Here is a 24,175-nt window from a genome sequence, read left to right on the forward strand (position 1 = left end):
TTTGATGATTCACGCCAGACAGTGATTACTCGACCGTCGATTGACCCGCCGGCAGAGGGTCCTTGCCACGCCAGTGTGGCAGGGAGTTCCAGTAGCGCTCGCCTTTGGCGTCGTCGTACATGCCTTCCCAGCGCGAGATCACCAACACAGCCAGTGCGTTGCCGATCACGTTCAGCGCTGTGCGCGCCATGTCCATGATGCGGTCGACGCCGGCAATGAACGCCAGGCCTTCCAGCGGAATGCCCACGCTACCCAGGGTTGCCAGGAGCACGACAAACGATACGCCCGGCACACCGGCGATGCCTTTGGAGGTCACCATCAGGGTCAGGACGAGCATCAATTGCTGGCCGATCGACAGATCAATGCCGTACAGCTGCGCGATGAACAGCGCTGCGATGCTTTGATACAGCGTCGAACCGTCGAGGTTGAACGAGTAGCCGGTGGGCACCACGAAGCTGCTGATGGCTTTGGGCGCGCCGTACGCCTCCATCTTCTCGATCACGCGCGGCAGCACGGTTTCGGAGCTGGCGGTGGAGTAGGCCAGCACCAGTTCGTCTTTGAAGATGCGCATCAGCTTGAGCACCGAGAAGCCGAACAGGCGCGCAATCAGGCCCAGCACCACGAAGGCAAAGAAGGCGATGGCGACGTACACCAGAATCACCAGCTTGGCCAACGGCAGCAGCGAGGCGAAGCCAAAGTTGGCGACGGTCACGGCGATCAGCGCGAATACGCCGATTGGCGCGTAGTTCATGATCATGTGGGTGACCTTGAACATGGTCTCCGAAACACCCTGGAAGACCTTCACCAGCGGATCCCGCACTTCGGCATTCAGGCTCGACAGACCCAGCCCGAAGAACACCGAGAAGAAGATGATCGGCAGCATGTCGCCACGGGCAACCGCCGCGAAAATGTTCGACGGAATGAGGTTGAGGATCGTCGCAACGAAGGCATGGTCATGCTGCACTTCAGCGGTGGTCTTCTGGTACTGCGAGATGTCCACCGTGCCCAGGGTGCTCATGTCGATGCCAGTGCCGGGATGGAAGACGTTGGCCAGCAGCAAACCGACGACAATGGCAATCGTGGTGACGATTTCAAAATAGAGAATGGTCTTCAGACCGATACGGCCGAGCTTCTTGGCGTCGCCAACGCCTGCGATGCCGACGACCAGGGATGAGATCACAATCGGGATAACGATCATCTTGATCAGGCGGATAAAGATGTCGCCCGCTGGCTGCAGCACGTTGCTGATCCACCAGGCTTTCTCGGTGCTGAAATGGTTCAGAACGGCGCCAATGGCGATGCCGAGTACCAGGCCGATGAGGATCTGCCAGGCGAGGCTCAGTTTTGCCTTCTTCATGTCATTACCTTGTTGTCGATGCCGGGACATCCCCCAACCACACGTTCATCATTGCGCTTGCCAGCAAGCGCGACGCCGCGGTCGCCGTCAGGACTGTCTCGTGAGTGGCCGCAGGCGAGCATCCGAGCTCTGAGCAGGCGAAAAAGGCGCAACTATTCCCACGGTGACCGCCATCGTCTAATGCCGTAAACGACTACCCCATGCCGAATCGGCATGATGAAAATCAATCACTTACGCTGCATTGCGCCAAAAGAGGGCGGATTTGCCTGACACAGGAATGCTGAGAAGTGGCTAATACGTCGCCTGCAGCGGATTCGCTTACGGTTTTGTGGCGAGGGTAGGGATTGCGCACGGACGGCAGACAGCCGTTCAAAAGAGGGATTTCCGGGCGATATACGGTCGTAGGAAACGTGGAAGAGGCTATGTAGGACGCTTGAGGGCGGGCGACTTTGGAGGGAATAGCGATCGTTTGCGCCTCACAAGTCCACGGTCGATAGAGGCTAAGACCGTATCGGACGATGGACCTGTGTTGCGGCTTGCCTGACCCGGCCCACGCGTGGGAGTACTCCTTGTACACCTAGGACGCTTCAATCACTCCGTTGATCGTAACGCCCCGGCCCCTTGGTCATACGCGCACCGTCTTCGGGCTGCGCGTCTATCAGGAAGGTCTGTCAGGGACAGGTCTCCCGTCATTCGAATCAATACCAGTTCGGATCTTTCTTGAGCTGTTCTTTCAGAAGGCCTTGCATGCCTTCATCCGGCTTGCCCAAAAACCGGTAGTCCGCATGGCGCGTGGGTGATTTGTCCGCGGGAAGTCCCGCAGGCACTTCGACCAACATCGCGTACGCATGGGACTTGTTCAGGCTGAACGCCACGATGAGTCGCTTGGTGCGGCAAGTGTCCTGGGTTTCGCAGAGCGGCCCTACCAAGTACTTGTCGCCGTCTTCGGTCACGGCATTCATCTGCTCAGCGGAACCGGAGAGATTGATCACCCAATCGGGCAGTCGCTCTTCCTTCTTCACTACGCTCGACCACGTTTCGCGGTACTCGGAATCCGAGCTCAAAAGCTCGTTCACCCGAGATTGACCGTCGTTGGCCGCCATAGCTGTAACGCTGGCGCTCCCAAGGAGCGCCAGTATTAGTGCATGGAAATGCTTGAAGCCCATATTTAGCCTCGGCCGCGACGGCCAAAGAAGAACGACACCACGAACATAACCAGGAAGACCACGAACAGGATCTTGGCAATACCGGTAGCAGTACCTGCGATACCACCAAAACCAAGGACGGCTGCAACGATAGCGATGATCAGAAATGTGATTGCCCAACTCAACATGGTGAATCTCCTTACTGTTTATTGATTTTTTGCTACGTCGAGGCGTCGGGATGACCCTCGGGGTAGATCGCGTCTTCGACCCGGAGGATCAGAAAACCCAGCTTTGCTGACGTGGCGCTTCATCAGTAGTAGCGGCCGCGTCATCAACTTGCATGCTCAGGGCCACATCCGAGGCCTTCAACGCACTTGCCTTGGCAAAGGGTGCGGTGTAGGCGTGGGAGTAGTGCGCTTGAGTCACTTCATGATTCTGATTCCAGTGATTGAACTGCTGCACAACAATGAGCGTAATCATCAACGCCAGACTGGCAAACAGACCTTGCTGCAAATGCAGAGGGGAGATACGCAGTTTGTTGGCGAGATGTTGAGCGTTCATTCAGCTGACTCCTGGCAATCTTGTCGGCCGTCTGTCCGGGCCTTTGTTATCAGGGATATTGCACGCTGTGTGCCAGCTTTCAGATAATCAATTAATCCTTATAAATCAATGAGTTAAATTGCCTACTCAGAAGTGTCGTACACGCAAGCTGCACGATTGAACATTTGCCATCGTGCGGAATGCACGAATGTCCCGACACCACGTGTGCGACCGAATTCATTCCGGATGCGAATTATGTTCTGACATCCGTCGTTCGGCCGCCGTGCAACGCTCTAACCCGCACTGCGCGCTGTCACGCGCAGAGTGTCGGCGTCTACGCCTTTGACCCCGCGGATGTTGCGCGCGATCTCGACCGCCAATTCCTTCTCGGCGTAGTTAGCCACCACACCGTCCAGCGTCACTACACCGTTTTTGGTCTCAACCTTGATGTTCAAACCGTCGAGAGTGCGGCTATATATAAGACTGGATTTCACCTTGCTGGTGATCCATGCGTCGCTGAACTCTTCGCGAACACTGTTGGCCTGCTGCTCGCTTTGCTCCTTGATCGCCTGAGTATCCCGCGCGCTGACGCTGATAAGGTTGTTCACCTCCGTCACGCCGTCCGTGTTGGTGGCCAGGCTTCCGGCCAACAGCTTGGCCTCCGCGTCTTTCGCCTGGCCCTTGAGGGTGACGACCCCCTGGGCGGCGCTGACGTCGATATTCAACGCCTCCGTCACGCTGTTCCACAGCAGCTTGGATTTGATGGTTGCAGTCAGCGTCGCGTCGTCGAAGCGCTGAGCCATGGTGGCTTTGGTGCCCGGATCGGCAGCGACCTGCGGGTCGATCTCAAGCTGGTTATCGACCTTGTTGATTCCCTGAATGTCGCCCGCTATCTGCGCCGCCAGATCCTTGTCGACCTGGTTCTCGACCTTTCCCTTGAGGATCGCAGTGCCTTGTTCCACGTCCACGCTGATCTTGAACGGGCTCAAATGCCGGTTAAGGGCAAAGGCGGTCCAGATCGAACCCTCCTGGCGCGCCTCGGCCAGCTGGGTCTGCAGATCGGCGGCTGCTGCGTGGGCGATGACGGGCGTCAGTCCGAGCAGGCTGGCAGTGGTAATGGCCAGGGCGATCTTCTTCAACGTGGGCATGGGAATCTCCAGACAATTGCAAAAAGGTACCCCTGGACAGACTGGTCTTTCGCCCAGATGTTCGGCGTGGCCTGATTTTGCCTGAACAAGGATCCGTGTTGACCACTGGGGACATGAGCTGTCATGGATCAGCGCATGACGGCTTTTTCAGAAGATCGCTACCATGCAGCGCAAAGAATCAATCAGAATGAACCATGCAACTTGCCCGATGTTTCCGGGACTAACACAGACTATTCATTGAGGAGCGTAGGAAACATGGAAGCAGCCGCTGAGAATCAGGGCCGTATTCTGCTCGTGGATGATGAGTCCGCCATCCTTCGCACCTTCCGTTATTGCCTGGAAGATGAAGGCTACAGCGTAGCCACCGCCAACAGCGCGGCGCAGGCGGAATCGCTGTTGCAGCGTCAGGTATTCGACGTATGTTTCCTCGACCTGCGTCTGGGTGAGGACAACGGGCTGGATGTTCTGGCGCAAATGCGCGTGCAGGCGCCCTGGATGCGCGTGGTGATTGTCACCGCGCACTCGGCCGTCGACACCGCCGTGGATGCGATCCAGGCCGGCGCTGCCGATTATCTGGTCAAGCCCTGCAGTCCGGATCAACTGCGCCTCGCCACCGCCAAGCAGCTCGAAGTCCGCCAGTTGTCCGCGCGACTTGAAGCCCTTGAAGGCGAAGTTCGCAAACCAAAAGACGGCCTGGATTCCCACAGCCCGTCGATGATGGCGATCCTCGAAACCGCCCGCCAGGTCGCCAACACCGACGCCAACATCCTTATTCTCGGTGAATCCGGTACGGGTAAGGGCGAATTGGCCCGGGCGATTCACGGCTGGAGCAAGCGCGCCAAAAAGGCCTGCGTGACCATCAACTGCCCATCCCTCACCGCCGAGCTGATGGAAAGCGAGCTGTTCGGCCATAGCCGCGGCGCCTTCACCGGTGCCAGCGAGAGCACACTCGGTCGGGTGAATCAGGCAGACGGCGGCACATTGTTCCTTGATGAAATCGGCGACTTCCCGCTCACGCTGCAGCCAAAATTGCTGCGTTTCATTCAGGACAAGGAATATGAACGCGTCGGTGACCCGGTGACCCGTCGCGCTGACGTGCGCATTTTGGCGGCGACTAACCTGAACCTCGAAGACATGGTCCGCGAAGGGCGCTTCCGCGAGGATCTGTTGTATCGCCTGAACGTGATTACCCTGAATCTGCCCCCTTTGCGCGAGCGAAGCGAAGACATCCTGACGCTGGCAGACCGCTTCCTGGCGCGCTTCGTCAAGGAATACAGCCGCCCGGCGCGCGGCTTCAGCGAGCAGGCCCGCAGCGCGCTGCTCAACTACCGCTGGCCCGGCAACATCCGCGAGCTGCGCAACGTGATCGAGCGGGCGAGCATTATCTGCCCGCAGGAAAAAGTCGAAATCACCCACCTCGGCATGGCCGAACAGCCAGCCAACAATGCCCCGCGCGTCGGCGCAGCGTTGAGCCTTGATGAGCTGGAGAAAGCCCACATCGGCGCGGTACTGGCCACCAGCGATACGCTGGATCAAGCCGCACGCACACTGGGCATCGACGCATCGACGCTGTACCGAAAACGTAAGCAGTACAACCTGTGACAGGGCGCCGATGATGTTTGCGATGAAGTTGCGCACCCGACTCTTTCTGAGTATTTCGGCCCTCATCACCGTCGCCCTCTTAGGGTTGGTGCTGGGGCTCGTCAGCGTTATGCAGATGGCCAAATCTCAGGAATCGTCGATTCGGCACAACTTCACCACACTCGATATCGGCCTGAAGCTGCGACAGAACCTGGGCGATCAGTTGGTCCTGCTGCTTCAGGAAAGCCCTGATCAGGCGGATATCAAGCGCAATCAGGAGCAGTTCCAGAACCTGCTTGATCAGGGCATCGAACATGATCAGCAAACCGGCGTTCCCAGCGGGTTCGAAACCGCCCGGGTGAACTACGCCCGCTTCGTCAAAACCATCGAGCAGTCCAGCGCACATGGTGACGCGATCCGCGACGATGAGGCTGTGACCGAGGCGTTTAACACGTTGCGCAATGGTCTGCTAGACGCCCACCGCCAGGCGCTTGAGAACATCAGCCAGGCAGAAAGCGCCTCAAGATCGCGAGCGCTCTGGGTCTCGGCGTTGCTGGGATTGGTGGGGCTGGCAGTGCTGGTTATCGGTTTCGTCACCGCCCACGGCATCGCCCGGCGTTTCGGCGGCCCCATCGAGCAGTTGGCCAAGGCGGCGGACCGGATTGCCCAGGGTGATTTCGACGTCACGCTGCCCACGTCCTCATCTGACGAAATGAATCTGCTCACTCACCGTTTCGGCATGATGGCCGACGCCCTGCGCCAACATCAGAAAACCAACGTCGATGAGTTGCTCGCCGGTCAGCAGCGTCTGCAGGCGGTGCTGGACAGCATCGACGACGGCTTGCTGATGATCGACCGCCAGGGGCGGCTTGAACACCTGAACCCGGTTGCGCAACGGCAGTTGGGCTGGGAAGAAAGTCGTCTGGGCCAGGGTCTTGGCGAAGCGCTGCAACGTCCCGAACTGGACGAACAGCTTTACCTGGTATTGCGCGGTGGCACGCTGGAACGGGCGCCCGATGACCTATCCATCGAGATCGACGGCGAAGTTCGTCTGCTCACCTATAGCCTCACGCCGGTCAGCCACACCAAAGGGCACATCGTCGGCGCCGTGATGGTGCTGCACGACGTCACCGAACAGCGGGCGTTCGAGCGCGTGCGCAGTGAGTTCGTGCTACGGGCCTCCCATGAGTTGCGCACGCCCGTCACCGGCATGCACATGGCCTTCGGCCTGCTTCAGGAACGCGTGCATTTCCCGCCGGACTCGCGCGAGAAGGACCTGCTCGACACCGTTAACGAAGAAATGCAGCGGCTGATGCAGCTGATCAACGACCTGCTCAACTTCTCGCGCTATCAGAACGGTCTGCAAAAGCTGGCACTCGAGCCCTGTGATATCAGTGAATTGCTCGAGTCGGCGCGTCAGCGCTTCGCCGACACCGCCCACGACCAGGACGTCATGGTGCTATTGGAAACCCAAGAGCCGCTGCCACGGGTACAGGCGGACAAATCGCAGCTCGACCGGGTGCTCGATAATCTGCTTGATAACGCCCTGCGCCATACCCCGAAATCCGGCCTGATCCGCCTGCAGGCAAGGCGTCATGGGGAGCGCTTGATCATCAGCGTGGAAGACAACGGCGAGGGCATTGCCTACGGCCAGCAGGCCCGGATCTTCGAGCCGTTCGTTCAGGTTGGACGCAAGAAAGGCGGCGCAGGCCTGGGGCTGGCGTTGTGCAAGGAAATCGTTCAGTTGCACGGCGGACGCATGGGCGTTTACTCCCGACCGGGGCAAAGCACGCAGTTTTACATGGCGCTGCCGCTGTAATACGGTCTCGCTGGACTAGGCCACATCATCCGCACGACGCCCGGCGCTGCGCCTGCCCCCGGTGACCAGTTCGGTGAACTTGGTCGCGCTCAGCGGCCGTGCGAACAGCCAGCCTTGGCCGTAAATCACCCCTTCGCTTTTCAGCAGCATCGCCTGGGACTCAAACTCGATGCCTTCGGCGATCACCCGCAGTTGCAGCGCATGGGCCATGCGAATGATGTGCGGCGCCACGCCACTGCTGGCGGCATCGTGACCGAGGGCGTCAATGAACGCTTTGTCGATTTTCAGGCAATCCACCGGCAATGTCTGCAGATAGGCCAGGCTGCAATAGCCGGTGCCGAAATCATCGATCAGCACCTGATGGCCCCGATCACGCAGCGCCTGTAGATGGTTGCGGGCGACCACCACGTCCACCAAACCGCGCTCGGTGACTTCAAACGCGATCTGCCGAGGCGCTACCCGGTGCAACGCCAGAAGCTTCGCCGTCACCCGACCGATGCGTGGGGCCATGACGTCGCACGCCGCCAGATTGACCGATACGTACAGGTGCGGATTGGCGCGTAACAGATGGCCCAACTGTTCAAGCAACTGCTGAAGCACGAAGTCGGTGATCTGGCGGATCTGCCCGGTGTTTTCCGCCAGCGGGATAAAGAGGTCAGGGCTGGTCAGCGTGCCGTCCGGTCGACGCCAGCGCACCAGGGCCTCAGCGCCCACGCACAGCCGGGTATTGAGGTCGAAAATGGGCTGATACAAAACCTTCAGCTCGCCGCGGCGCAGTGCTCCATGCAGCTCACCGCCCAGCGACTGACGCTGACGCACCAGTTGCAGAACGAGAATGCCGATGAACAATGAAATCAACAGACTGGCCGGGACCAGCAGCCACCACGCACCGGTGATCTTCTGTTGCAAGGCACTGCGCGGCGTTATCAGGACCAGTTGATACTCCGGGCTCTGGGTCGGCATCCGGTAGACGAGTTTGTCCTGAGTGGTCATCAGCGTTTCGGTGGAGGTCGGCGACCATTCCGGTGTGGGCGGCCATGCCTGAGCGGGGCCCAGGACCGGGACTGCTTTGGACCCGCGATCGAGCACCACCACCAGACTGCCGCCCGCCGGCAGGTCGACGACGTCAGTCAAATGGCCGCGGGAGGTGGACACACGAAACTCCCCGCGCCCAAGCATCAATGAAGCCAGGTTGTCGTCAGGCTGGGTGGAGGTGTTGAGCCAGTAGTCGTAGGTAGGGCCGCGAATGTCCGGTGGCCTGGGCTTGCCAATCAGGCTCTGCCGCGTCCAGCTGGAGCAGAACTGGCTTTCGCTGACGTACGCCGCTTCGTAGATAAAACGGTAGCGCGAGTTCACCTGACGCAACTGCCCGATCATCTCAGGGCTGCATCCGCGCAACGATTGCGCTTCAAGCTGATCGAGCCCGGCCCTCAACTGGCCAAACAACTGCTCCAGCCGCACCAGAAAGCGCTCGCCCTGAGCATTCATCTGCGCACGTTCGTCCTGCCGGGCCTGATGCATCGCCAGCCCGAAGCTGCCCGCCAGCAGGATGGCCGCGCTTAACAGCGCGGCCATTAATGCCAGAAGCCAGGGACGATAAAGGAAAGAGCGCAGTCGCGGCGTCGCCGTGAGCATCGACAGTCATCCAGAGGGTGGGATTTCCATAACCACTGAGGTATAGCAACAAGCGCAGCAATAGCCCGGAAAAAAGCGACATTAGCGGAATTTAGTGCTTGAAGTTAAGTACTTGCAGAATAGCCGCACTTTGCAGATCCGGCTCACCGTCAAATTTCTGTGGTCGGTAGTGCATCTGGAACGCAGCCAGCGTGTGACGTGTCGCAATGTCCAGCTCTCCGGTCTGCGGCGTCGGGTAACCCAGCAGCGCCAATTGCTGCTGAAACCACACGATATTTGGCACGACGCCCATCAGCTGCGTCTGACGCTGTGCGACTTGCTGTTCATCCGGCCAGATTCCCAGACCTTCCCGGGCCAGCCGCTTCCAAGGGAACAACGGGCCCGGATCGAGCTTGCGCAGCGGCGCGATGTCACTGTGGCCAATGACGTGGCGCGGTTCGATGTGATTGCGTTTGACGATGTCTTTGAGCAGCACGATCAGCGCTTGAATCTGCGCCTCGCTATAGGGATACCAAAGCCGGCCGGTGGGCGTGTCGCGGTAGCCCGGATTGACGATCTCGATGCCGATGCTGCTTGAGTTGAGCCAGGTGCGCCCGTCCCATTCGCTTTCGCCGGCATGCCACGCGCGCTGGGATTCGTCGACCAGCTTGTAGGTGGTGGCTGGACCGTCGCCGATCAGGTAATGCGCGCTGACCTCACCGTGGGTCAGTAATGCCAACGACCGATCGAGGGAGGCAGAGGTGTAATGGACCACCACAAACTGCACGCGACTGTCGAAATTGACGGAAGGATGGCTGGTATCGATCTTCGGACCGCTGCTGCAAGCGCTCAGCAGCAACAACAGAAACAGGGCAGAAATAGACTTCATGGGGGCACGACGTGTAGGCAAATAATGCAACAGTGTAACGTAACGTCGGTGACGCATTCAAAAATGCATCATCCCCACGCAGCCAACCAGACGAACCGTCTCAGCCCTGCTCGATGCGGTTTCGCCCCTCGTCCTTGGCGCGGTACAGCGCCTGGTCAGCACGCTTGAGCACAACATCACTGCGCTCACCCTGGGAGAACGCCGTGATGCCCATGGACACCGTGACCGTCACCCGCTCGCCCTTGAAGTGAAACGGGCACTGTTCGATGCCTTCGCGCAGACGCTCCAGCAGCGCCAACCCCTCATCCATCGGCGTGGTCGGCAGCAGGAGCACGAACTCTTCCCCGCCAAATCGCGCAATGAAGTCCGAAGCCCGCAATCGCTTTCGCAGTTGCCCGGCGATGATCTTCAGCACCTTGTCACCCGCCAGATGCCCGTAGCCGTCGTTGATACGCTTGAAGTGATCCAGGTCGAGGATGCCGAGCAGCAGGCTTGATTGCTTACGCTGCAGCTGGTCGATCTCTTGCTCCAGCCGCTCGTTCCATGCCGCGCGGTTTGGCAGGCCTGTCAACGTATCGATCAGGGCCTTTTGCCGTTGCTCTTCCAGATGAACCCGGAAGCCCAGCGCCTCCTGCTCCATGGTGGCCACGCGACTGGAGAGCGCTTGCAGGCGGGTAGCGACTTCCTGCTCGCGTTGATCGCGTTGCTGCTGATGATGATCCATGGTGCCAATCAGCCCTTCGAGGCGCCTCTCCAGCACCTGCTTCAAGCTGTCGAGATCGGCCGCCTGCTGCACGCTGATTTGCAGGTCATCGACGTGCTCGCGCAGTTGATGGTCCAGTTGCCGTGACGCCGATTGCTGATCGGCATGGTTTTCGCTGGCTGCCAGCAAGCCACTCTGGAACGACTCAAGCCGCTCATTGAGCTGTTTGAGATAGGCCTCGAATTCATGCTGGCCGCTGTCAGTGACGGCGAGCATCAGCACAGCAAGGTCGTCGAGGATCGGCAGCAGTTCGTACCAGTTCAGCCCATGCTCAAGCCGGGCGCGCATGGCATCGGCTTGCGCACGATGGTGTTCGGGCAGCGTCAGTTCGTCGAGCAGGCCCAGTAGCGTTTCTTCGATGTGGGCGGCGACCGAGCTGTAACTTGGCTCGGGCGAGGAGGGCAACGCGTAGGGGCTGTCTTCTTCGGCGGCGGTCTCATCAGGCTCGTCGTCTTCAGCGAGGATATCGATGTCGTCGGCAATGACGATGACTTCAGCAGTCTCGTCAGGGTCCGGAGCGGGCGCTTCAGCCGCAGGCTCGGAAGCTTCTTCGTGTGAAGACTCGGCGGCGGAGGGCTGCGGGACGTCAGCGGCGTGGAGCGGCGCCTCGGGTTCTTCGTCTGGCTGGGCCGGCTCGGGCTCGGGCTCGGACATTACCGGCTGGGCAGCAACTTCCGGGTGGGGCGTCGGGATGGCGCACTCAGGCTCTTGGGCGACAGGCTGGGGAACCGGCGGGACGGTGCTGCGAAGTTCCGCCTCCAGTTCGGTGTTGTCTGGGGCAACCTCCGGCATGGCGGCTGAATGCTGCGGCGCATCGTCAGAAGCCCGCAGCGTCAACTCGGCCGGTTCGTTAACTGGATGGGCCAACGGGGCTGAATCATCACCTTCGCTGCCAGCCTCACGGTGACTGCCGAACAATCGCTGCAGAAAACCCGGACGGGACGCTTCATCCGGGTGTTCGATCTGCGACAGCGCCTGCCCTTGAAGTCCGCTCAACTCGCTTAACAGCAGCGGCAGCTCACGGGCCTGATTGATGCGATCTTCCAGGCCCTTGGCGAATCGCTTGAGCGGCTTGCTGACGTCCTTCGGCAACGGCAATGCCTGCAGTTGCGCGACCAACGACGTCAACGCCGTGCCCATTTGCTCGACGCGCTGCTCGCGACGCTGCTCGGATTCCAGCACCGCTTTTTCCAGGCGCGGAATCAAGGCGGCCAGGCCTGCGTCCATGTCGTCCTTGCGAACAATCTCACGCATTTCCTTCATGCATGCATCAACGGCCTTGTCGGCACCTTCGGCCGCCAGGCTGCTGCGCACGAGGCCTCGACGCAGCAAGTCGAGCCGCGCATTCCAGCGCCGCTCCAGTTTGTCTTGCTGCTCGATGCTCTTGAGGTACTTTTCTTTCCAGCGCTGCGCTTCGTCGGTCATTCCACAGGTCCGCGAGGAGATGTGCTTGTTATCGGCAGCGAGTCACCGAATAATGAGGCCGGCAAGCGAATCTCCACCGCGACGGGCAGATGATCGGAAATGGGCTGGGCCAGCACCTGCACTTTTTCAAGGGTCAGGGTCGGGCTCAGGAGGATGTGGTCCAGGCATCGTTGGGGACGCCAGCTGGGGAAAGTCGCCTCAACCTGGGGTGCAAGCAAGCCGAGATCGCGCAGTGGCGAGGTTTGCAGCAGGTCATTGGCGTGGGTGTTCATGTCGCCCATCAGCACCTGATGCCGATAGCCGCCAATCAGCTCGCGAATGTACGCCAGCTGCCGTGTGCGGGTCCGTGCGCCCAGTGCCAGATGCATCACCACCACGACCAGTGCATCCGGGCCTTCGCCGAAACGAACGAGAATGGCGCCACGCCCGGCCGGGCCCGGTAGCGGATGGTCTTCGATGTCCCACGGACGCAAACGGCTGAGCACGCCATTGCTGTGCTGGGCGAGGCGCCCGAGGTTTCGATTGAGTTGCTGGTGCCAGTACGGAAACGAACCGAGCTGGGCGAGGTGTTCGACCTGATTGATGTAGCCCGAGCGCAGGCTGCCACCATCGGCTTCCTGCAACGCGACCAGATCATAGTCACGCAGCAGATCGCCGATTTTCTGCAGGTTCCCGGCTCGACCGTTGTGGGGCAGCAGATGCTGCCAGCCCCGGGTCAGGTAGTGCCGGTAGCGTTCGGTGCTGTTGCCCACCTGGATGTTGAAGCTGAGCAGGCGAAGCCGACCGTCGGCCGGCAGGCCCGTCTCGTGAAGATGATGCTCGTTGACCTTCGGCGTGTGCCGGGCAACGACCCGTTCAGTAGTTCCCCAGCGCGCCATGGTCAGCCCTTACTTGGCGGTCAGCGTCGCGCGTTCTTTGGCGATCAGCTGATCGGCCACTTGCAGCGCCTGCTCCGGACCACCGGCAGTGCCGAGGTCAAAGCGGTACTTGCCGTTGACGATCATGGTCGGGACGCCCGTGATTTCGTACTTCTTGGCCAGTTCCTTGTATTGGGCGATCTTGCCCTTCACAGCGAACGAGTTGAAGGTTTCGAGGAACTTGGTCTTGTCGACGCCCTGGGTGGCGACGAACTCGGCCATGTCATTCGGGTCGGTCAGACGCTTGCCGCCTTTCTGAATGGCGTCGAACACGGCGGTGTGGACTTTCTTCTCTACGCCCATGGTGTCGAGGGTAATGAATAGCTGGCCATGAGCGTCCCAAGGGCCGCCGAACATGGCGGGGACGCGGATGAAGTGCACGTCAGCGGGAAGTTTTTCAGCCCATGGATTGATGACGGGCTCGAAGGCGTAGCAGTGCGGGCAGCCGTACCAGAACATTTCGACGACTTCGATCTTGCCCGGCTCGGAAACAGGAACAGCGCTTTTCAGCTCGACGTATTGCTTGCCGGCTTCGATGGGCTCTGCTGCTTGAGCGGTCAAACCGAACAGGCTGGTAAAAATCAGAGCGGCGCTGAGAATCAGATTACGCATGCTTAACTCCTGGGCATGGAAGGTCACTTCGGTGGCCGCGGTTCGACCGGCCGAGGTGATATGAGTTCGCAAGTGTAACGCCTGCGGCCACAAAAAAGGGCAGCCGTTCGCTACCCTTTTTGGCCCGTCCGGGCAGGTCTGCCGGCAATTTGTTTTACCACCCGTGTCCGTCAGGATCGCGCGCCAGACGCTCAATGCAGCCCTTGAATGTACGCCGCCAGCGCCTCGATATCCTTATCGTTCAGCTTTGCGGCGATGGTGCGCATGACCAGGGTGTCGCCGTCATTGATGCGGTCACCTTTGCGGAACGCTGTGAGCTGTTTCTTGATGTACTCGGCGTGCTGCCCGCTCAGGTGCGGAAAGCCTGCCGTTGCAATGCCCGCGCCGTTTGGTGAATGGCAGCCGATGCAGGCCGGCATGCCCTGATCGAGCTTGCCGCCGCGAAACAGCGCTTCACCAGGCGCGACGAGATCGGGATCGGCAGTGCCGACGCTGCCTTTCTGGCCGGCGTAATAAGCGGCGATGTCGGCCAGGTCCTGATCGGTGAGCGGGTTCAGCTGGCCGGTCATTTCCAGCACAACCCGCTTCCCGTCCTTGATGTCGTGCAGTTGCTTGAGCAGATACCGCTCGCCCTGGCTGGCGAGCTTCGGGAAGATGGGCACCAGGCTATTGCCATCGGGTCCGTGACAAGCGCCGCAGACAGCCGTCTTTGCTTGCCCGGCGACCGGGTCGCCCACTGGCGAGTCAGCGGCCTGCGCCAAGCCATTCAGGCTCAGGGTCAACAGCATACTCGAGAGAAATGCGTTCATGGGTTGATCCGATGCGGCTGAGAGGGTCGCCTTCAGGGCTAACTGTCTTGGGGGGGGGCGGCCTGTATTTGTGGGTCTGAGGTTACGCGCCATGGGGGTTTCGCTTCGGCAATGCCCTCGCCGGGGTCGGACAAGGCACACATGAAATCTGCGGCATTATATACTCGCGCCCATTGAACGGAAAACGACACCCCGTTGCCGCGCACGCCGCAACGCCCTCACCGGATATCCCATGCAACTCAAGAACCCAATTCTCGGCCTGTGCCAACAAGCCAAGTTCATGCTCAGCGCTGCCAAAGTCGACCAATGCCCGGATGACGAAGGCTTTGAAGTCGCCTTCGCCGGCCGCTCCAACGCTGGCAAATCCAGCGCGTTGAACACCCTGACCCATGCAAGTCTGGCGCGCACCTCGAAAACCCCGGGGCGTACCCAGTTGCTGAACTTCTTTAGCCTGGATGACGACCGCCGCCTGGTCGACTTGCCGGGCTACGGTTACGCGAAGGTGCCGATTCCGCTGAAGTTGCACTGGCAGCGCCACCTGGAAGCCTATCTGGGCGGCCGTGAAAGTCTGAAGGGGTTGATCCTGATGATGGACATCCGCCACCCGATGACGGACTTCGATCTGCTGATGCTGGACTGGGCCATCGCCAGCGGCATGCCGATGCACATTTTGCTGACCAAAGCCGACAAGCTGACCTTCGGCGCGGCGAAGAACACCCTGCTCAAGGTCCAGTCGGAAATCCATCGGGGTTGGGGTGACGCCATTACCATCCAGCTGTTTTCGGCACCCAAGCGCATGGGCCTGGAAGAGGCTTATACCGTGCTGGCCGACTGGATGGAGCTGGAAGACAAGGCACCGGCGGCCTGAATCGCAGGCAAAAAAAACCCCGGACTTCATGTGGGGAGGGGAAGTTCGGGGTCCAAGTCCAGACCTCTCGGGAGGGATCCGGATATCTGCCAACACTTAACACAACATAGGAGCATGAATGGCTACGTCAGCCATTCGCAAACTCAGACCGGAGTTTGTCCGCCGAAGTTCAAAAGCGGCGGAAATTTTATGGATGCCGCAGTTCCGATTCCGAACAGAATCGGAATGACAAGGCCGTATTAATGCGCCTCGTCCCAGTTATTCCCCACACCCACTTCGACCAGCAGCGGAACATCCAGCTCGGCTGCGCCGCTCATGTGCACGCGGATGTCCTTGCTGATCTGTTCGACCAGATCTTCACGCACTTCCAGCACCAGTTCATCGTGAACCTGCAGGATGACGCGAGCATCCAGCCCTGACGCTTCCAGCCAGCCATTCACCGCTACCATCGCTCGCTTAATGATGTCCGCCGCCGTACCTTGCATCGGCGCGTTGATCGCCATGCGTTCGGCACCTTTGCGCAGCGCCTGGTTCTTCGCGTTGATGTCCGGCAGGTAAAGGCGACGACCGAAGATGGTCTCCACGTACCCTTGTTCCGCCGCCTGAGCACGGGTGCGCTCCATGTAATCCAGCACGCCCGGATAGCGCGCGAAATAGCGATCCACGTACGCCTGGGATTGCTTGCGATCGACACCGATCTGCTTGGCCAGCCCGAATGCGCTCATGCCGTAGATCAGACCGAAGTTGATCGCCTTGGCGCTGCGGCGCATGTCATTGGTCACGTCCGTCAGTTCCACACCGAACACCTCGCCCGCCGTTGCACGGTGGACGTCCAGGTCATTACGGAAGGCGTGCAACAAGCCTTCGTCTTTGGCCAGATGCGCCATGATCCGCAGTTCGATCTGCGAGTAGTCCGCCGCCAGCAGTTTGTAGCCCTGGGGGGCAACAAACGCCTGACGAATGCGACGACCCTCGGCGGTCCGGATCGGGATGTTCTGCAGGTTCGGGTCGCTGGAGGACAGACGCCCGGTCACCGCCACCGCCTGATGGTAGGAGGTGTGAATTCGCCCGGTGCGCGGGTTGATCTGCTCCGGCAGGCGGTCGGTGTACGTGCTCTTCAGCTTGCTCATCGAGCGGTACTGCATCAGCACTTTCGGCAGCGGATATTCCTGCTCGGCCAGTTCCGCGAGCACCGCTTCAGCCGTGGACGGCTGGCCGGTGGCGGTCTTGCTGATGATCGGCATGCCGAGCTTTTCGTAGAGAATCACCCCGAGCTGCTTGGGCGATCCGAGATTGAATTCTTCACCGGCGATGGCGAACGCTTCGCGCTCAAGCTCTGTCATTTTGTTGCCCAGCTCGACGCTCTGATTGCCCAGAAGATTGGCATCGACCAGAGCGCCTTGACGCTCGATACGCGCCAGCACAGGCATAAGTGGCATCTCGATGTCGTTCAGCACTGGCGCCAGACTCGGGGTCTTGGCCAATCTGTCCTGCAGCACCTCGTGCAGACGCAGCGTCAGGTCAGCCTCTTCAGCCGCATACGTACCCGCCTGCTCCAGCGCGATCTGGTCGAAAGTCAGCTGTTTTGCGCCCTTGCCCGCGATGTCCTGAAAATTGACAGGTGTGTGATCCAGGTACTTGGCGACCAGGCTGTCACGGTCGTGACGCGTCGCAGTGGAGTCGAGCACGTAGGATTCGAGCATCGTGTCGAACTTGACGCCCTGCACGTTGATGCCCTGGCTCTGGTCACCATCAATGGCGCAGTTGGCCAGCAGGTTGATCGCAAACTTGGCGTGCTGGCCGACCTTGATTTTGCTCGCGTCCTCCAGCATGGGCTTGACCGATTTCAGTACCGCGTCGCGATCCAGTTGCTGCTGCACGCCCATATAGGAATGGGTGAGCGGGATGTAACAGGCTTCGTGGGTCTTGATCGCAAACGACAGGCCGACGACTTGCGCGCGTTGGGCATCGGTACCGTTGCTCTGCACCACAAAAGCGAACAACTGAGCGGCTTTCAGCTTTTTCAGCCAGTCGTCGAATTGGGTTTGCTCGAGAATGAGTTCGTAGTTGGCCTCGATGACAGGCGCCGGCTCGGCAGCAGGGACGACTTCCGCGCCTTCCTGGCGAGCGTCACGCTGCAGATCAGTGATCCAGCTCTTGAATTCCAGCTCGGTGTAGAGCGCCATCAGCGCCTCACGGTCAGGCTCGCCGCAGTGCAGGGCGTCGAGCTCGATGTCTAGCGGCACGTCGATCTTGATGGTCGCCAGCTCGTAGGACAGGAAGGCCATTTCCTTGTGTTCTTCGAGCTTGGCCGGCAGGGATTTAGCGCCCCGAAGCGGCAGCGCTGCCACTTTATCGAGGTTCGCGTAAAGCTCTTTCAGGCCACCGTTGATGCCCACCAACAGGCCCGCTGCGGTTTTCTCACCGACACCGGGTACGCCGGGGATGTTGTCGACCTTGTCGCCCATCAGCGCCAGGTAATCGATGATGTGTTCCGGGCCAACACCGAACTTCTCCTTCACGCCGGCGACGTCCAGCACACTGCCGGTCATGGTGTTGACCAGCGTGATGTGGCCATCGACCAGCTGCGCCATGTCCTTGTCACCGGTAGAGATGACCACCGGACGGTCGGCGGCCGCGCTGCTGCGCGCCAAGGTGCCGATCACGTCATCGGCCTCCACGCCCTCAACGCACAACAGCGGATAGCCGAGGCCTCGCACGCAGTTGTGCAGGAAGTCGATCTGCACGCGCATGTCGTCCGGCATGCTGGGGCGGTTGGCTTTGTATTCGCCGTACAGCGCGTCGCGGAACGTTCCGCCCTTGGCATCGAAAACCACGGCAAACGGGCTTTCGGGGTACTGCCTGCGCAGGCTTTTGAGCATGTTCAGTACGCCCTTGACCGCACCGGTGGGCAGGCCTTTGGAGGTCATGAGCGGCGGCAGCGCATGGAACGCGCGGTATAGATAAGAAGAACCGTCCACCAGGACGAGGGGCGCAAGACTCATGTGCAAGATCAACCTTTTCGGCGGGGTCGGCGCTAGAATGCGCGGACCGTTGACGACAAAGGCACAAGGTTATCATGCGCGCGCTGAATCGCCTGTTACTGCTCGGCGGGTTGATCGCCTGTCCGTGGCTGGCGGTCGCGGCGGACGATGAAGCGCCGTCGGCAGAGCCTGATGTGACGATTCGTCAGGACAGCGACGGCTTCATCAAGGAGTATCGTGCGAACGGATTCGTGTACGCCGTGAAGATCACGCCCAAACACGGCAAGCCGTATTATCTGGTGCGCGCCGATGGCACAAGTGGTCAATTCATCCGTTCGGATCAACCGGACATGCTGATACCCCAATGGGTACTATTCAGCTGGTAACGCCCTACATTCACTCTCTTGCTGGCAGTCTTCTATGTCCGTTTTTACTCCCCTGGCTCGGCCTGAGCTGGAAGCTTTTCTCGCCCCGTACGGGCTTGGCGCCCTGCGTGATTTTCAGGGCATTGCCGCTGGAAGTGAAAACACCAATTTCTTCATCAGCCTGGAGCAGGGCGAATTCGTGCTGACCCTGGTCGAGCGCGGTCCGGTTCAGGAGATGCCGTTCTTCATCGAACTGCTGGACGTTCTCCACGACGCCAACTTGCCCGTACCCTACGCGCTGCGCACCACCGACGGGCAGGCCCTGCGCGAGCTGAAAGGCAAACCGGCGCTGCTGCAACCGCGTCTGTCCGGCAAGCACCCGGCCCAGCCCAACACCCAGCACTGCGTGCAGATCGGCGAATTCATGGCGCACATGCACATGGCCACGCGCAGCGAGACTATCGAGCGCAAAACAGATCGTGGTCTGGACTGGATGCTGGAGGAGGGCGGTAATTTCATCTCTCACCTGGACGAGGCCCAGGGCGCGCTGCTGACCAAGGCGGTCGAGGAAATCCAGCGGCGCAAGGCTGCCATCATGGCGCTGCCGCGGGCCAATCTGCACGCCGACCTGTTCCGCGACAACACGCTGTTCGAAGGCACTCACCTGACGGGCGTGATCGATTTCTACAATGCCTGTTCCGGGCCGATGCTGTACGACGTGGCGATTGCCGTGAATGACTGGTGCTCGTTTGAGGATGGCACCATCGATGGGCCGCGAGCCCGGGCGTTTCTGGGTGCCTATGCCGCGCTGAGGCCGTTCACCGCCGCCGAAGCCGAGCTGTGGTCGACGATGTTGCGCGTGGGTTGCGTACGCTTCTGGCTGTCACGCCTCATTGCCGCCGAAACCTTCGCCGGCCAGGACGTGCTGATCCATGATCCGGACGAATTCCGCAAACGCCTGGAACAGCGGCAAGAAACCCACATCCCGTTGCCGTTTGCGTTGTAGGCCTCATAAAAGCTTCGTGAGCAAGCTCACTCTCACAGGGACCGCGTTCAACTGTAGGAGTGAGCTTGCTCGCGAAGGCATCGGCCCAGCACTTACAAACCTTCCAGACACCCCGCCAGATCATCCGCCAGTTTGCTCAGCAATTGCTCATAACCCTCGGCGGTGGCGGGTGTATAGCCGCCCAATCCGTCCAGCTCCGCCAGTTTGACCGGCAGACCCGCACTCAACGTGTCGGCCAGCCGCGGGCGAAGAGGCGGCTCGCTAAACACGCAGGTCTTGCCGAATTCGGTCAACCGCGCGCGCATGGCGGCGACGTGCTGGGCACCCGGCTGAACCTCGCTGCTGACGGCAAACACGCCGGCATGCCTCAACCCATATGCCTCTTCGAAATAATCAAACGCCTCGTGGAACACGAAATACTGCTTGCTCGAAATCCCGGCGACCCGCTGTTTGATTTTGGCGTCCAACGCGTCAAGGCGTGTGTCGAAGGCTTGAACGTTGCTCTCATAACGCGCGGCATTGGCGGGATCGGCCTGGCTCAAGTCAGCGGCCATCTTCGCCGCAATCACCCGCGCATTGATTGACGACAGCCATAAATGCGCATCGACGCTGCCCGGGCGGTGGTCGTGATCATGCTCGTCTTCGTCATCATCGTGGTGCTCGGCGCTGGCGGTGAAATGACGCAGGTGCATACCCGGCAACGACTCAACCGGGACAGAAGACTTACTGCGCCCGGACAGTACGCGGGGCAGGAATGTCTCCATGTCCGGGCCGATCCAGTAGAGCAGATCGGCTTCCTGCGCGCGCCGTACGTCGGACGGCCGTAGCGCGTAGTTATGAGGGGATGCGCCCGGCGGAAGCAGGACTTCCGGCACCGCGATTCCGTCCTGCACAGCCGCGGCGATCAGCTGCAGCGGCTTTATGCTGGTCAGTATTCGCACGCTGGCATCGGCGGCATTGGCGGTTAAAAAACCAGTCATAAATACGACAAAAAGTAAAAAAAGTCGGGACACGATAACCACTCATGGGGGCAGGAACGGGTAACATAATAACGTCTCTCTCAAAGGCCGTCGCCGCTCATGTCCAAAACACCCCTGGCCAGTCGCCCCCACGATCACTCCCACTGCGTGCACAGCGCGCTCACTGAAGCCGACTCGCTGTGCGCGGGCAAAGGCTTGCGGCTGACGGCCCTGCGTCGTCGCGTGCTGGAACTGGTCTGGCAGAGCCACAAGCCGCTGGGCGCCTATGACATCCTCGCCGTGCTCAGCGAAGAAGACGGCCGCCGCGCCGCACCGCCCACGGTGTACCGCGCGCTGGACTTCCTGCTGGAAAACGGTCTGGTTCACCGCATCGCGTCGCTGAACGCCTTCGCCGGCTGCAACCACCCCACCCACGCGCATCAGGGCCAGTTCCTGATCTGTCGCGAGTGCCACGCCGCCATCGAGTTGCAGCACGCCACCATCAGCGCCGCCATCGTCGACGCTGCCAACGAGGTGGGCTTTGACGTTGAAGCCCAGACCGTCGAAGTCGTTGGCGTGTGTGCCGGGTGCAAGGCCGCCTGATGAGCGATGCACTGATCCGCCTGAAGGACGTCAGCGTGACCCGCGCCGGCCAGAGCGTGCTGGAAAACATCCAGCTGAGCGTCAGTTCAGGTGAAATTGTCACCCTGATCGGCCCCAATGGGGCGGGCAAGACCACGCTGGTGCGCGCCGTGCTCGGGCTGCTGAAGGCTGATTCGGGCGAAATCTGGCGCAAGCCGAAACTGCGCGTTGGTTATATGCCGCAGAAGCTGCACATTGATGCCACGCTGCCGTTGTCGGTCCTGCGTTTCCTGCGTCTGGTGCCCGGCGTCGATCGCGATACCGCGCGGGCGGCGCTGGTCGAGGTCGGCGCCGAAAAGGTCATCGACAGCCCGCTGCAAGGGATTTCCGGTGGCGAGATGCAGCGCGTGTTGCTGGCGCGAGCGCTGTTGCGCAAGCCGGAGCTGCTGGTGCTCGACGAGCCGGTGCAGGGCGTCGATGTCGCCGGACAGGCCGAGCTGTACGCGCTGATCACTCAGCTGCGCAACCGGCATCAATGCGGCGTGCTGATGGTTTCCCATGACCTGCATCTGGTCATGAGCACCACCGATCAGGTGGTCTGCCTCAATCGCCACGTGTGCTGCTCCGGTCATCCCGAGCAGGTCAGCAACGATCCTGCCTTCGTGGAGCTGTTCGGCCTGAACGCGCCGAGCCTGGCGATCTACCACCATCATCACGATCATGCGCACGACCTGCATGGCGAAGTCTGCCAACCCGCGCCCGTCCACGATCACGTCCATACCCACAATCACGACCACGGGGACAGCTGCAAGCATGGCTGATTTTCTTCTTTACGCCTTGCTCGCAGGCCTCGCGTTAGCGGTAGTTGCAGGCCCTTTGGGGTCTTTCGTGGTCTGGCGGCGCATGGCTTATTTTGGCGACACGCTGTCCCACGCCGCGTTGCTCGGCGTGGCGCTGGGCTTTCTGCTGGACATCAGCCCGACGATCGCCGTGACCGTGGGCTGCCTGCTGCTGGCGGTGTTGCTGGTAACCCTGCAGCAACGTCAACCGCTGGCGTCCGACACACTGCTGGGTATTCTCGCGCCAAGCACCTTGTCACTCGGGCTGGTAGTGCTGAGCTTCATGCGGGACGTGCGCATTGATTTGATGGGCTATCTGTTCGGCGACCTGCTGGCCATCAGCCCGAACGATCTGGCGTGGATCCTCGCAGGCAGCGCGTTGGTGCTGGTGTTGATCTGCGCGCTGTGGCGGCCGCTGCTGGCGATCACTGTGCATGAAGAGCTGGCGACGGTCGAAGGGCTGCCGGTGGCGACATTGCGGATGACGTTGATGCTGCTGATCGCAGTGGTCATTGCGGTGGCCATGAAGATCGTCGGCGTGTTGCTGATCACCTCGCTGCTGATCATTCCCGCCGCTGCGGCACAACGTCACGCACGCTCGCCGGAGCAAATGGCCCTGGGTGCGAGCATCATTGGCGTCATCGCGGTATGCGCGGGACTGGCGTTGTCCTGGTTCAAAGACACCCCGGCAGGCCCGTCCATCGTGGTCTCGGCGGCGGCACTGTTTCTGCTCAGCTTCCTTTTGCCCAAGCGGTAGAACCTTGGGTGGCGGGTAGAGTCATACTCCGCAATAATCGGATGGCGGCAATGTGCAATGACTCTTTGCCCGCCTACCGATAGTGATCAGTTATTTTCGGGGCAAGCCACTTGTGTGTAGACTTGCTCGTTTTTTGCGCAAATAGAGAATCGCAGGAATGAAGCCGTTCGCATCCCGTTATCTGCTGCTTGCTGCATTTTCCGTTCTGTTGAGCGCTTGCCAGAGCAAGCCCGTAGAGCAGCCGGTGCCTGTTGCGCCGCCCGATGCCTATCAGCAGCTGGAGCAGAACATTGCCAGCAGCGAGTTGGCCACCGCGGAAGATCAACTCGCCGCGCTGCAAGGCAAATCCCCGGACGATCCTCGACTCGAGCAATACCAGCGTCAGTTGGCTGAGGCTTATTTGAGCCGCAGTCAGATCGTGCTGCAAAAAGGCGACATGAATGCCGCCGCGACCGCGCTCAGTCGTGCTCGTGCCCTGATGCCAAAGGCTCCGGCGCTGACCAGTGGCGTCAACGGCGCTATCGCCCACGCGCGTAAGGCCGAGCTGGAAAAGGCCGAGGCTGATCTGCGGGCTGCGGAAGCCAGGCGCAAGGCGAAAGTGATTGACCCGAGCGCCGAGAGCACGACCATCGAGTTGAAGCTCAGTGACATGAAACAGCTGCGCCGTCAGTTGAGTGACATCGCTGAAGACGTCACTGCCTTCAACTGCGACGTCACGGTGCAGGTGCCGCGCACAGACGACTACCCTTGGCTGGCAACGCTGCTGACCAAGCGAGTGACGAAGATCAACCCGGATTTCGAGTTGCAGATGCAGCGTGAAATCGAGCGGACCGAACCTGCGAAGATCGTGTTGAAGCCCGCTCAGCCCTGATCGGTCTTTGATCAAAAGAAAAGGCGTTGCCCTCGCGGGCAACGCCTTTTTTGTTTGCGCTCCTTTCATGGCTTCGGAAAGGGCCGCAGCGATACAACTGCGCAAGAAGTTGCGCACTCATTTGTTGAAAATTGGGGGGATAGTGCTCTGCAGGCCACGTCGTTTGTGGTCTGTACGCGAGTGCGCAAGACGTTGCGCAGGGGTGCGCAACTCCTTGCGCACTTTTTATAGGGTTTCGGGTTTAGCGTTCGCTAAAACCTGTCGTTTTATTTCTTAAGCTGTTGTTTTTGTTTGGCTAATTTGTAGCTGGCACAGCCCTTGATAT

At 60.3% G+C, this 24,175-nt stretch carries 21 protein-coding genes and 2 pseudogenes; 10 read left to right on the top strand and 13 right to left on the bottom strand.

The genetic code is table 11. The features are described 5' to 3' along the window. Nucleotides 1-25: 25 nt before the first annotated feature. The 5 genes from gltP to IFT99_RS03835 form a co-directional block, all read right to left on the bottom strand. A complete protein-coding gene (gene gltP / locus IFT99_RS03815) occupies nt 26-1,357 on the bottom strand; it encodes a glutamate/aspartate:proton symporter GltP (RefSeq protein WP_065987919.1) in 1,332 nt (443 codons plus the stop codon). Nucleotides 1,358-2,055: 698 nt separating this feature from the next. Beyond that, a complete protein-coding gene (locus tag IFT99_RS03820) occupies nt 2,056-2,523 on the bottom strand; it encodes an inhibitor of vertebrate lysozyme family protein (protein ID WP_192130543.1) in 468 nt (155 codons plus the stop codon). 2 nt (nt 2,524-2,525) lie between these two features. After that, nucleotides 2,526-2,690: a DUF1328 domain-containing protein gene (locus tag IFT99_RS03825; RefSeq protein ID WP_002555679.1), complete on the bottom strand. Its 165-nt coding sequence runs from the start codon at nt 2,688-2,690 to the stop codon at nt 2,526-2,528. A gap of 88 nt (nt 2,691-2,778) precedes the next feature. Beyond that, nucleotides 2,779-3,063: a hypothetical protein gene (locus IFT99_RS03830; protein ID WP_192130544.1), complete on the bottom strand. Its 285-nt coding sequence runs from the start codon at nt 3,061-3,063 to the stop codon at nt 2,779-2,781. Between the two features lie 272 nt (nt 3,064-3,335). After that, the gene (locus tag IFT99_RS03835; protein WP_192130545.1) at nt 3,336-4,190 is read right to left on the bottom strand and encodes a BON domain-containing protein; all 855 of its coding nucleotides are present in this window, start codon (nt 4,188-4,190) and stop codon (nt 3,336-3,338) included. A gap of 255 nt (nt 4,191-4,445) precedes the next feature. On the opposite strand from IFT99_RS03835, the gene algB reads away from it, so the two are divergent. From algB to IFT99_RS26640, 3 genes and pseudogenes are all read left to right on the top strand, one after another. Beyond that, entirely contained in the window at nt 4,446-5,792 is a 1,347-nt protein-coding gene (algB, locus tag IFT99_RS03840; protein ID WP_065987926.1) for a sigma-54-dependent response regulator transcription factor AlgB, read from the top strand. Nucleotides 5,793-5,802: 10 nt separating this feature from the next. Beyond that, a pseudogene (locus IFT99_RS03845) lies at nt 5,803-7,204 on the top strand (KinB sensor domain-containing domain); the annotation flags it as partial. A gap of 77 nt (nt 7,205-7,281) precedes the next feature. Next, nucleotides 7,282-7,590 (top strand): annotated as a pseudogene (locus IFT99_RS26640) (sensor histidine kinase); the annotation flags it as partial. Nucleotides 7,591-7,605: 15 nt separating this feature from the next. Here the strand turns inward: IFT99_RS26640 and IFT99_RS03850 are convergent. The 6 genes from IFT99_RS03850 to IFT99_RS03875 all read right to left on the bottom strand — a co-directional run bounded on the left by IFT99_RS03850 (nt 7,606) and on the right by IFT99_RS03875 (nt 14,619). Beyond that, on the bottom strand, nt 7,606-9,225 hold the full coding sequence (locus IFT99_RS03850) for an EAL domain-containing protein (RefSeq protein WP_192130547.1): 1,620 nt from the start codon (nt 9,223-9,225) through the stop codon (nt 7,606-7,608). A 91-nt stretch (nt 9,226-9,316) separates the two neighbouring features. Next, complete coding sequence (locus tag IFT99_RS03855; protein WP_192130548.1) at nt 9,317-10,093, bottom strand: N-acetylmuramoyl-L-alanine amidase; 777 nt, start codon at nt 10,091-10,093, stop codon at nt 9,317-9,319. A 100-nt stretch (nt 10,094-10,193) separates the two neighbouring features. Next, the gene (locus IFT99_RS03860; RefSeq protein WP_192130549.1) at nt 10,194-12,281 is read right to left on the bottom strand and encodes a GGDEF domain-containing protein; all 2,088 of its coding nucleotides are present in this window, start codon (nt 12,279-12,281) and stop codon (nt 10,194-10,196) included. Next, nucleotides 12,278-13,159, bottom strand: coding sequence for an endonuclease/exonuclease/phosphatase family protein (locus IFT99_RS03865; RefSeq protein WP_192130550.1), 882 nt, complete (start codon nt 13,157-13,159; stop codon nt 12,278-12,280). Before IFT99_RS03865 ends, IFT99_RS03860 begins: the two co-directional genes overlap by 4 nt. A 9-nt stretch (nt 13,160-13,168) precedes the next feature. Then, nucleotides 13,169-13,810 (bottom strand): thiol:disulfide interchange protein DsbA/DsbL, encoded by a 642-nt coding sequence (locus IFT99_RS03870; protein ID WP_037017094.1) that lies wholly within the window; start codon nt 13,808-13,810, stop codon nt 13,169-13,171. A 191-nt stretch (nt 13,811-14,001) separates the two neighbouring features. Continuing rightward, nucleotides 14,002-14,619, bottom strand: coding sequence for a c-type cytochrome (locus IFT99_RS03875; protein ID WP_192130551.1), 618 nt, complete (start codon nt 14,617-14,619; stop codon nt 14,002-14,004). A gap of 232 nt (nt 14,620-14,851) precedes the next feature. Between IFT99_RS03875 and yihA the strand changes: the two genes are divergently transcribed. Next, entirely contained in the window at nt 14,852-15,487 is a 636-nt protein-coding gene (gene yihA, locus IFT99_RS03880) for a ribosome biogenesis GTP-binding protein YihA/YsxC (RefSeq protein WP_065987940.1), read from the top strand. Between the two features lie 239 nt (nt 15,488-15,726). Here the strand turns inward: yihA and polA are convergent, their stop codons facing one another. Continuing rightward, the gene (gene polA, locus IFT99_RS03885; protein ID WP_192130552.1) at nt 15,727-18,492 is read right to left on the bottom strand and encodes a DNA polymerase I; all 2,766 of its coding nucleotides are present in this window, start codon (nt 18,490-18,492) and stop codon (nt 15,727-15,729) included. A gap of 74 nt (nt 18,493-18,566) precedes the next feature. Here polA and IFT99_RS03890 point away from each other — a divergent pair, with 74 nt between their 5' ends. Both IFT99_RS03890 and IFT99_RS03895 read left to right on the top strand, forming a co-directional pair. Continuing rightward, a complete protein-coding gene (locus tag IFT99_RS03890) occupies nt 18,567-18,857 on the top strand; it encodes a DUF2782 domain-containing protein (protein ID WP_065987944.1) in 291 nt (96 codons plus the stop codon). A 34-nt stretch (nt 18,858-18,891) separates the two neighbouring features. After that, the gene (locus IFT99_RS03895) at nt 18,892-19,842 is read left to right on the top strand and encodes a homoserine kinase (protein WP_192130553.1); all 951 of its coding nucleotides are present in this window, start codon (nt 18,892-18,894) and stop codon (nt 19,840-19,842) included. A 92-nt stretch (nt 19,843-19,934) separates the two neighbouring features. Here the strand turns inward: IFT99_RS03895 and IFT99_RS03900 are convergent, their stop codons facing one another. Beyond that, on the bottom strand, nt 19,935-20,864 hold the full coding sequence (locus IFT99_RS03900) for a metal ABC transporter solute-binding protein, Zn/Mn family (protein WP_192130554.1): 930 nt from the start codon (nt 20,862-20,864) through the stop codon (nt 19,935-19,937). A gap of 57 nt (nt 20,865-20,921) precedes the next feature. Between IFT99_RS03900 and IFT99_RS03905 the strand changes: the two genes are divergently transcribed. The 4 genes from IFT99_RS03905 to IFT99_RS03920 all read left to right on the top strand — a co-directional run bounded on the left by IFT99_RS03905 (nt 20,922) and on the right by IFT99_RS03920 (nt 23,850). Next, nucleotides 20,922-21,404, top strand: coding sequence for a Fur family transcriptional regulator (locus tag IFT99_RS03905; RefSeq protein ID WP_192130555.1), 483 nt, complete (start codon nt 20,922-20,924; stop codon nt 21,402-21,404). Further along, nucleotides 21,404-22,204: a zinc ABC transporter ATP-binding protein ZnuC gene (gene znuC, locus IFT99_RS03910; protein ID WP_192130556.1), complete on the top strand. Its 801-nt coding sequence runs from the start codon at nt 21,404-21,406 to the stop codon at nt 22,202-22,204. Before IFT99_RS03905 ends, znuC begins: the two co-directional genes overlap by 1 nt. Further along, nucleotides 22,197-22,979, top strand: a complete 783-nt coding sequence (znuB, locus tag IFT99_RS03915; RefSeq protein ID WP_172610143.1) for a zinc ABC transporter permease subunit ZnuB — start codon at nt 22,197-22,199, stop codon at nt 22,977-22,979. The genes znuC and znuB overlap by 8 nt, the downstream gene beginning before the upstream one ends. Nucleotides 22,980-23,136: 157 nt before the next feature. Continuing rightward, on the top strand, nt 23,137-23,850 hold the full coding sequence (locus IFT99_RS03920; protein WP_192130557.1) for a PA5502 family lipoprotein: 714 nt from the start codon (nt 23,137-23,139) through the stop codon (nt 23,848-23,850). The last annotated feature ends 325 nt before the right edge of the window (nt 23,851-24,175 follow it).

The sequence above is a fragment of the Pseudomonas sp. CFBP 8772 genome (assembly GCF_014841665.1).
Classification (GTDB): Bacteria; Pseudomonadota; Gammaproteobacteria; order Pseudomonadales; family Pseudomonadaceae; genus Aquipseudomonas; species Aquipseudomonas graminis_B.

Bases quoted from the DNA above. Each gene is read 5' to 3' on its own strand.
- IFT99_RS03835 (WP_192130545.1), bottom strand. From the start codon at position 4,190: ATGCCCACGTTGAAGAAGATCGCCCTGGCCATTACCACTGCCAGCCTG.
- IFT99_RS03825 (WP_002555679.1), bottom strand. From the start codon at position 2,690: ATGTTGAGTTGGGCAATCACATTTCTGATCATCGCTATCGTTGCAGCC.
- IFT99_RS03865 (WP_192130550.1), bottom strand. From the start codon at position 13,159: ATGGCGCGCTGGGGAACTACTGAACGGGTCGTTGCCCGGCACACGCCG.
- algB (WP_065987926.1), top strand. From the start codon at position 4,446: ATGGAAGCAGCCGCTGAGAATCAGGGCCGTATTCTGCTCGTGGATGAT.
- IFT99_RS03855 (WP_192130548.1), bottom strand. From the start codon at position 10,093: ATGAAGTCTATTTCTGCCCTGTTTCTGTTGTTGCTGCTGAGCGCTTGC.
- gltP (WP_065987919.1), bottom strand. From the start codon at position 1,357: ATGAAGAAGGCAAAACTGAGCCTCGCCTGGCAGATCCTCATCGGCCTG.
- yihA (WP_065987940.1), top strand. From the start codon at position 14,852: ATGCAACTCAAGAACCCAATTCTCGGCCTGTGCCAACAAGCCAAGTTC.
- IFT99_RS03850 (WP_192130547.1), bottom strand. From the start codon at position 9,225: ATGCTCACGGCGACGCCGCGACTGCGCTCTTTCCTTTATCGTCCCTGG.
- znuC (WP_192130556.1), top strand. From the start codon at position 21,404: ATGAGCGATGCACTGATCCGCCTGAAGGACGTCAGCGTGACCCGCGCC.
- polA (WP_192130552.1), bottom strand. From the start codon at position 18,492: ATGAGTCTTGCGCCCCTCGTCCTGGTGGACGGTTCTTCTTATCTATAC.
- IFT99_RS03875 (WP_192130551.1), bottom strand. From the start codon at position 14,619: ATGAACGCATTTCTCTCGAGTATGCTGTTGACCCTGAGCCTGAATGGC.
- IFT99_RS03820 (WP_192130543.1), bottom strand. From the start codon at position 2,523: ATGGGCTTCAAGCATTTCCATGCACTAATACTGGCGCTCCTTGGGAGC.
- IFT99_RS03920 (WP_192130557.1), top strand. From the start codon at position 23,137: ATGAAGCCGTTCGCATCCCGTTATCTGCTGCTTGCTGCATTTTCCGTT.
- IFT99_RS03890 (WP_065987944.1), top strand. From the start codon at position 18,567: ATGCGCGCGCTGAATCGCCTGTTACTGCTCGGCGGGTTGATCGCCTGT.
- IFT99_RS03830 (WP_192130544.1), bottom strand. From the start codon at position 3,063: ATGAACGCTCAACATCTCGCCAACAAACTGCGTATCTCCCCTCTGCAT.
- znuB (WP_172610143.1), top strand. From the start codon at position 22,197: ATGGCTGATTTTCTTCTTTACGCCTTGCTCGCAGGCCTCGCGTTAGCG.
- IFT99_RS03860 (WP_192130549.1), bottom strand. From the start codon at position 12,281: ATGACCGACGAAGCGCAGCGCTGGAAAGAAAAGTACCTCAAGAGCATC.
- IFT99_RS03895 (WP_192130553.1), top strand. From the start codon at position 18,892: ATGTCCGTTTTTACTCCCCTGGCTCGGCCTGAGCTGGAAGCTTTTCTC.
- IFT99_RS03905 (WP_192130555.1), top strand. From the start codon at position 20,922: ATGTCCAAAACACCCCTGGCCAGTCGCCCCCACGATCACTCCCACTGC.
- IFT99_RS03870 (WP_037017094.1), bottom strand. From the start codon at position 13,810: ATGCGTAATCTGATTCTCAGCGCCGCTCTGATTTTTACCAGCCTGTTC.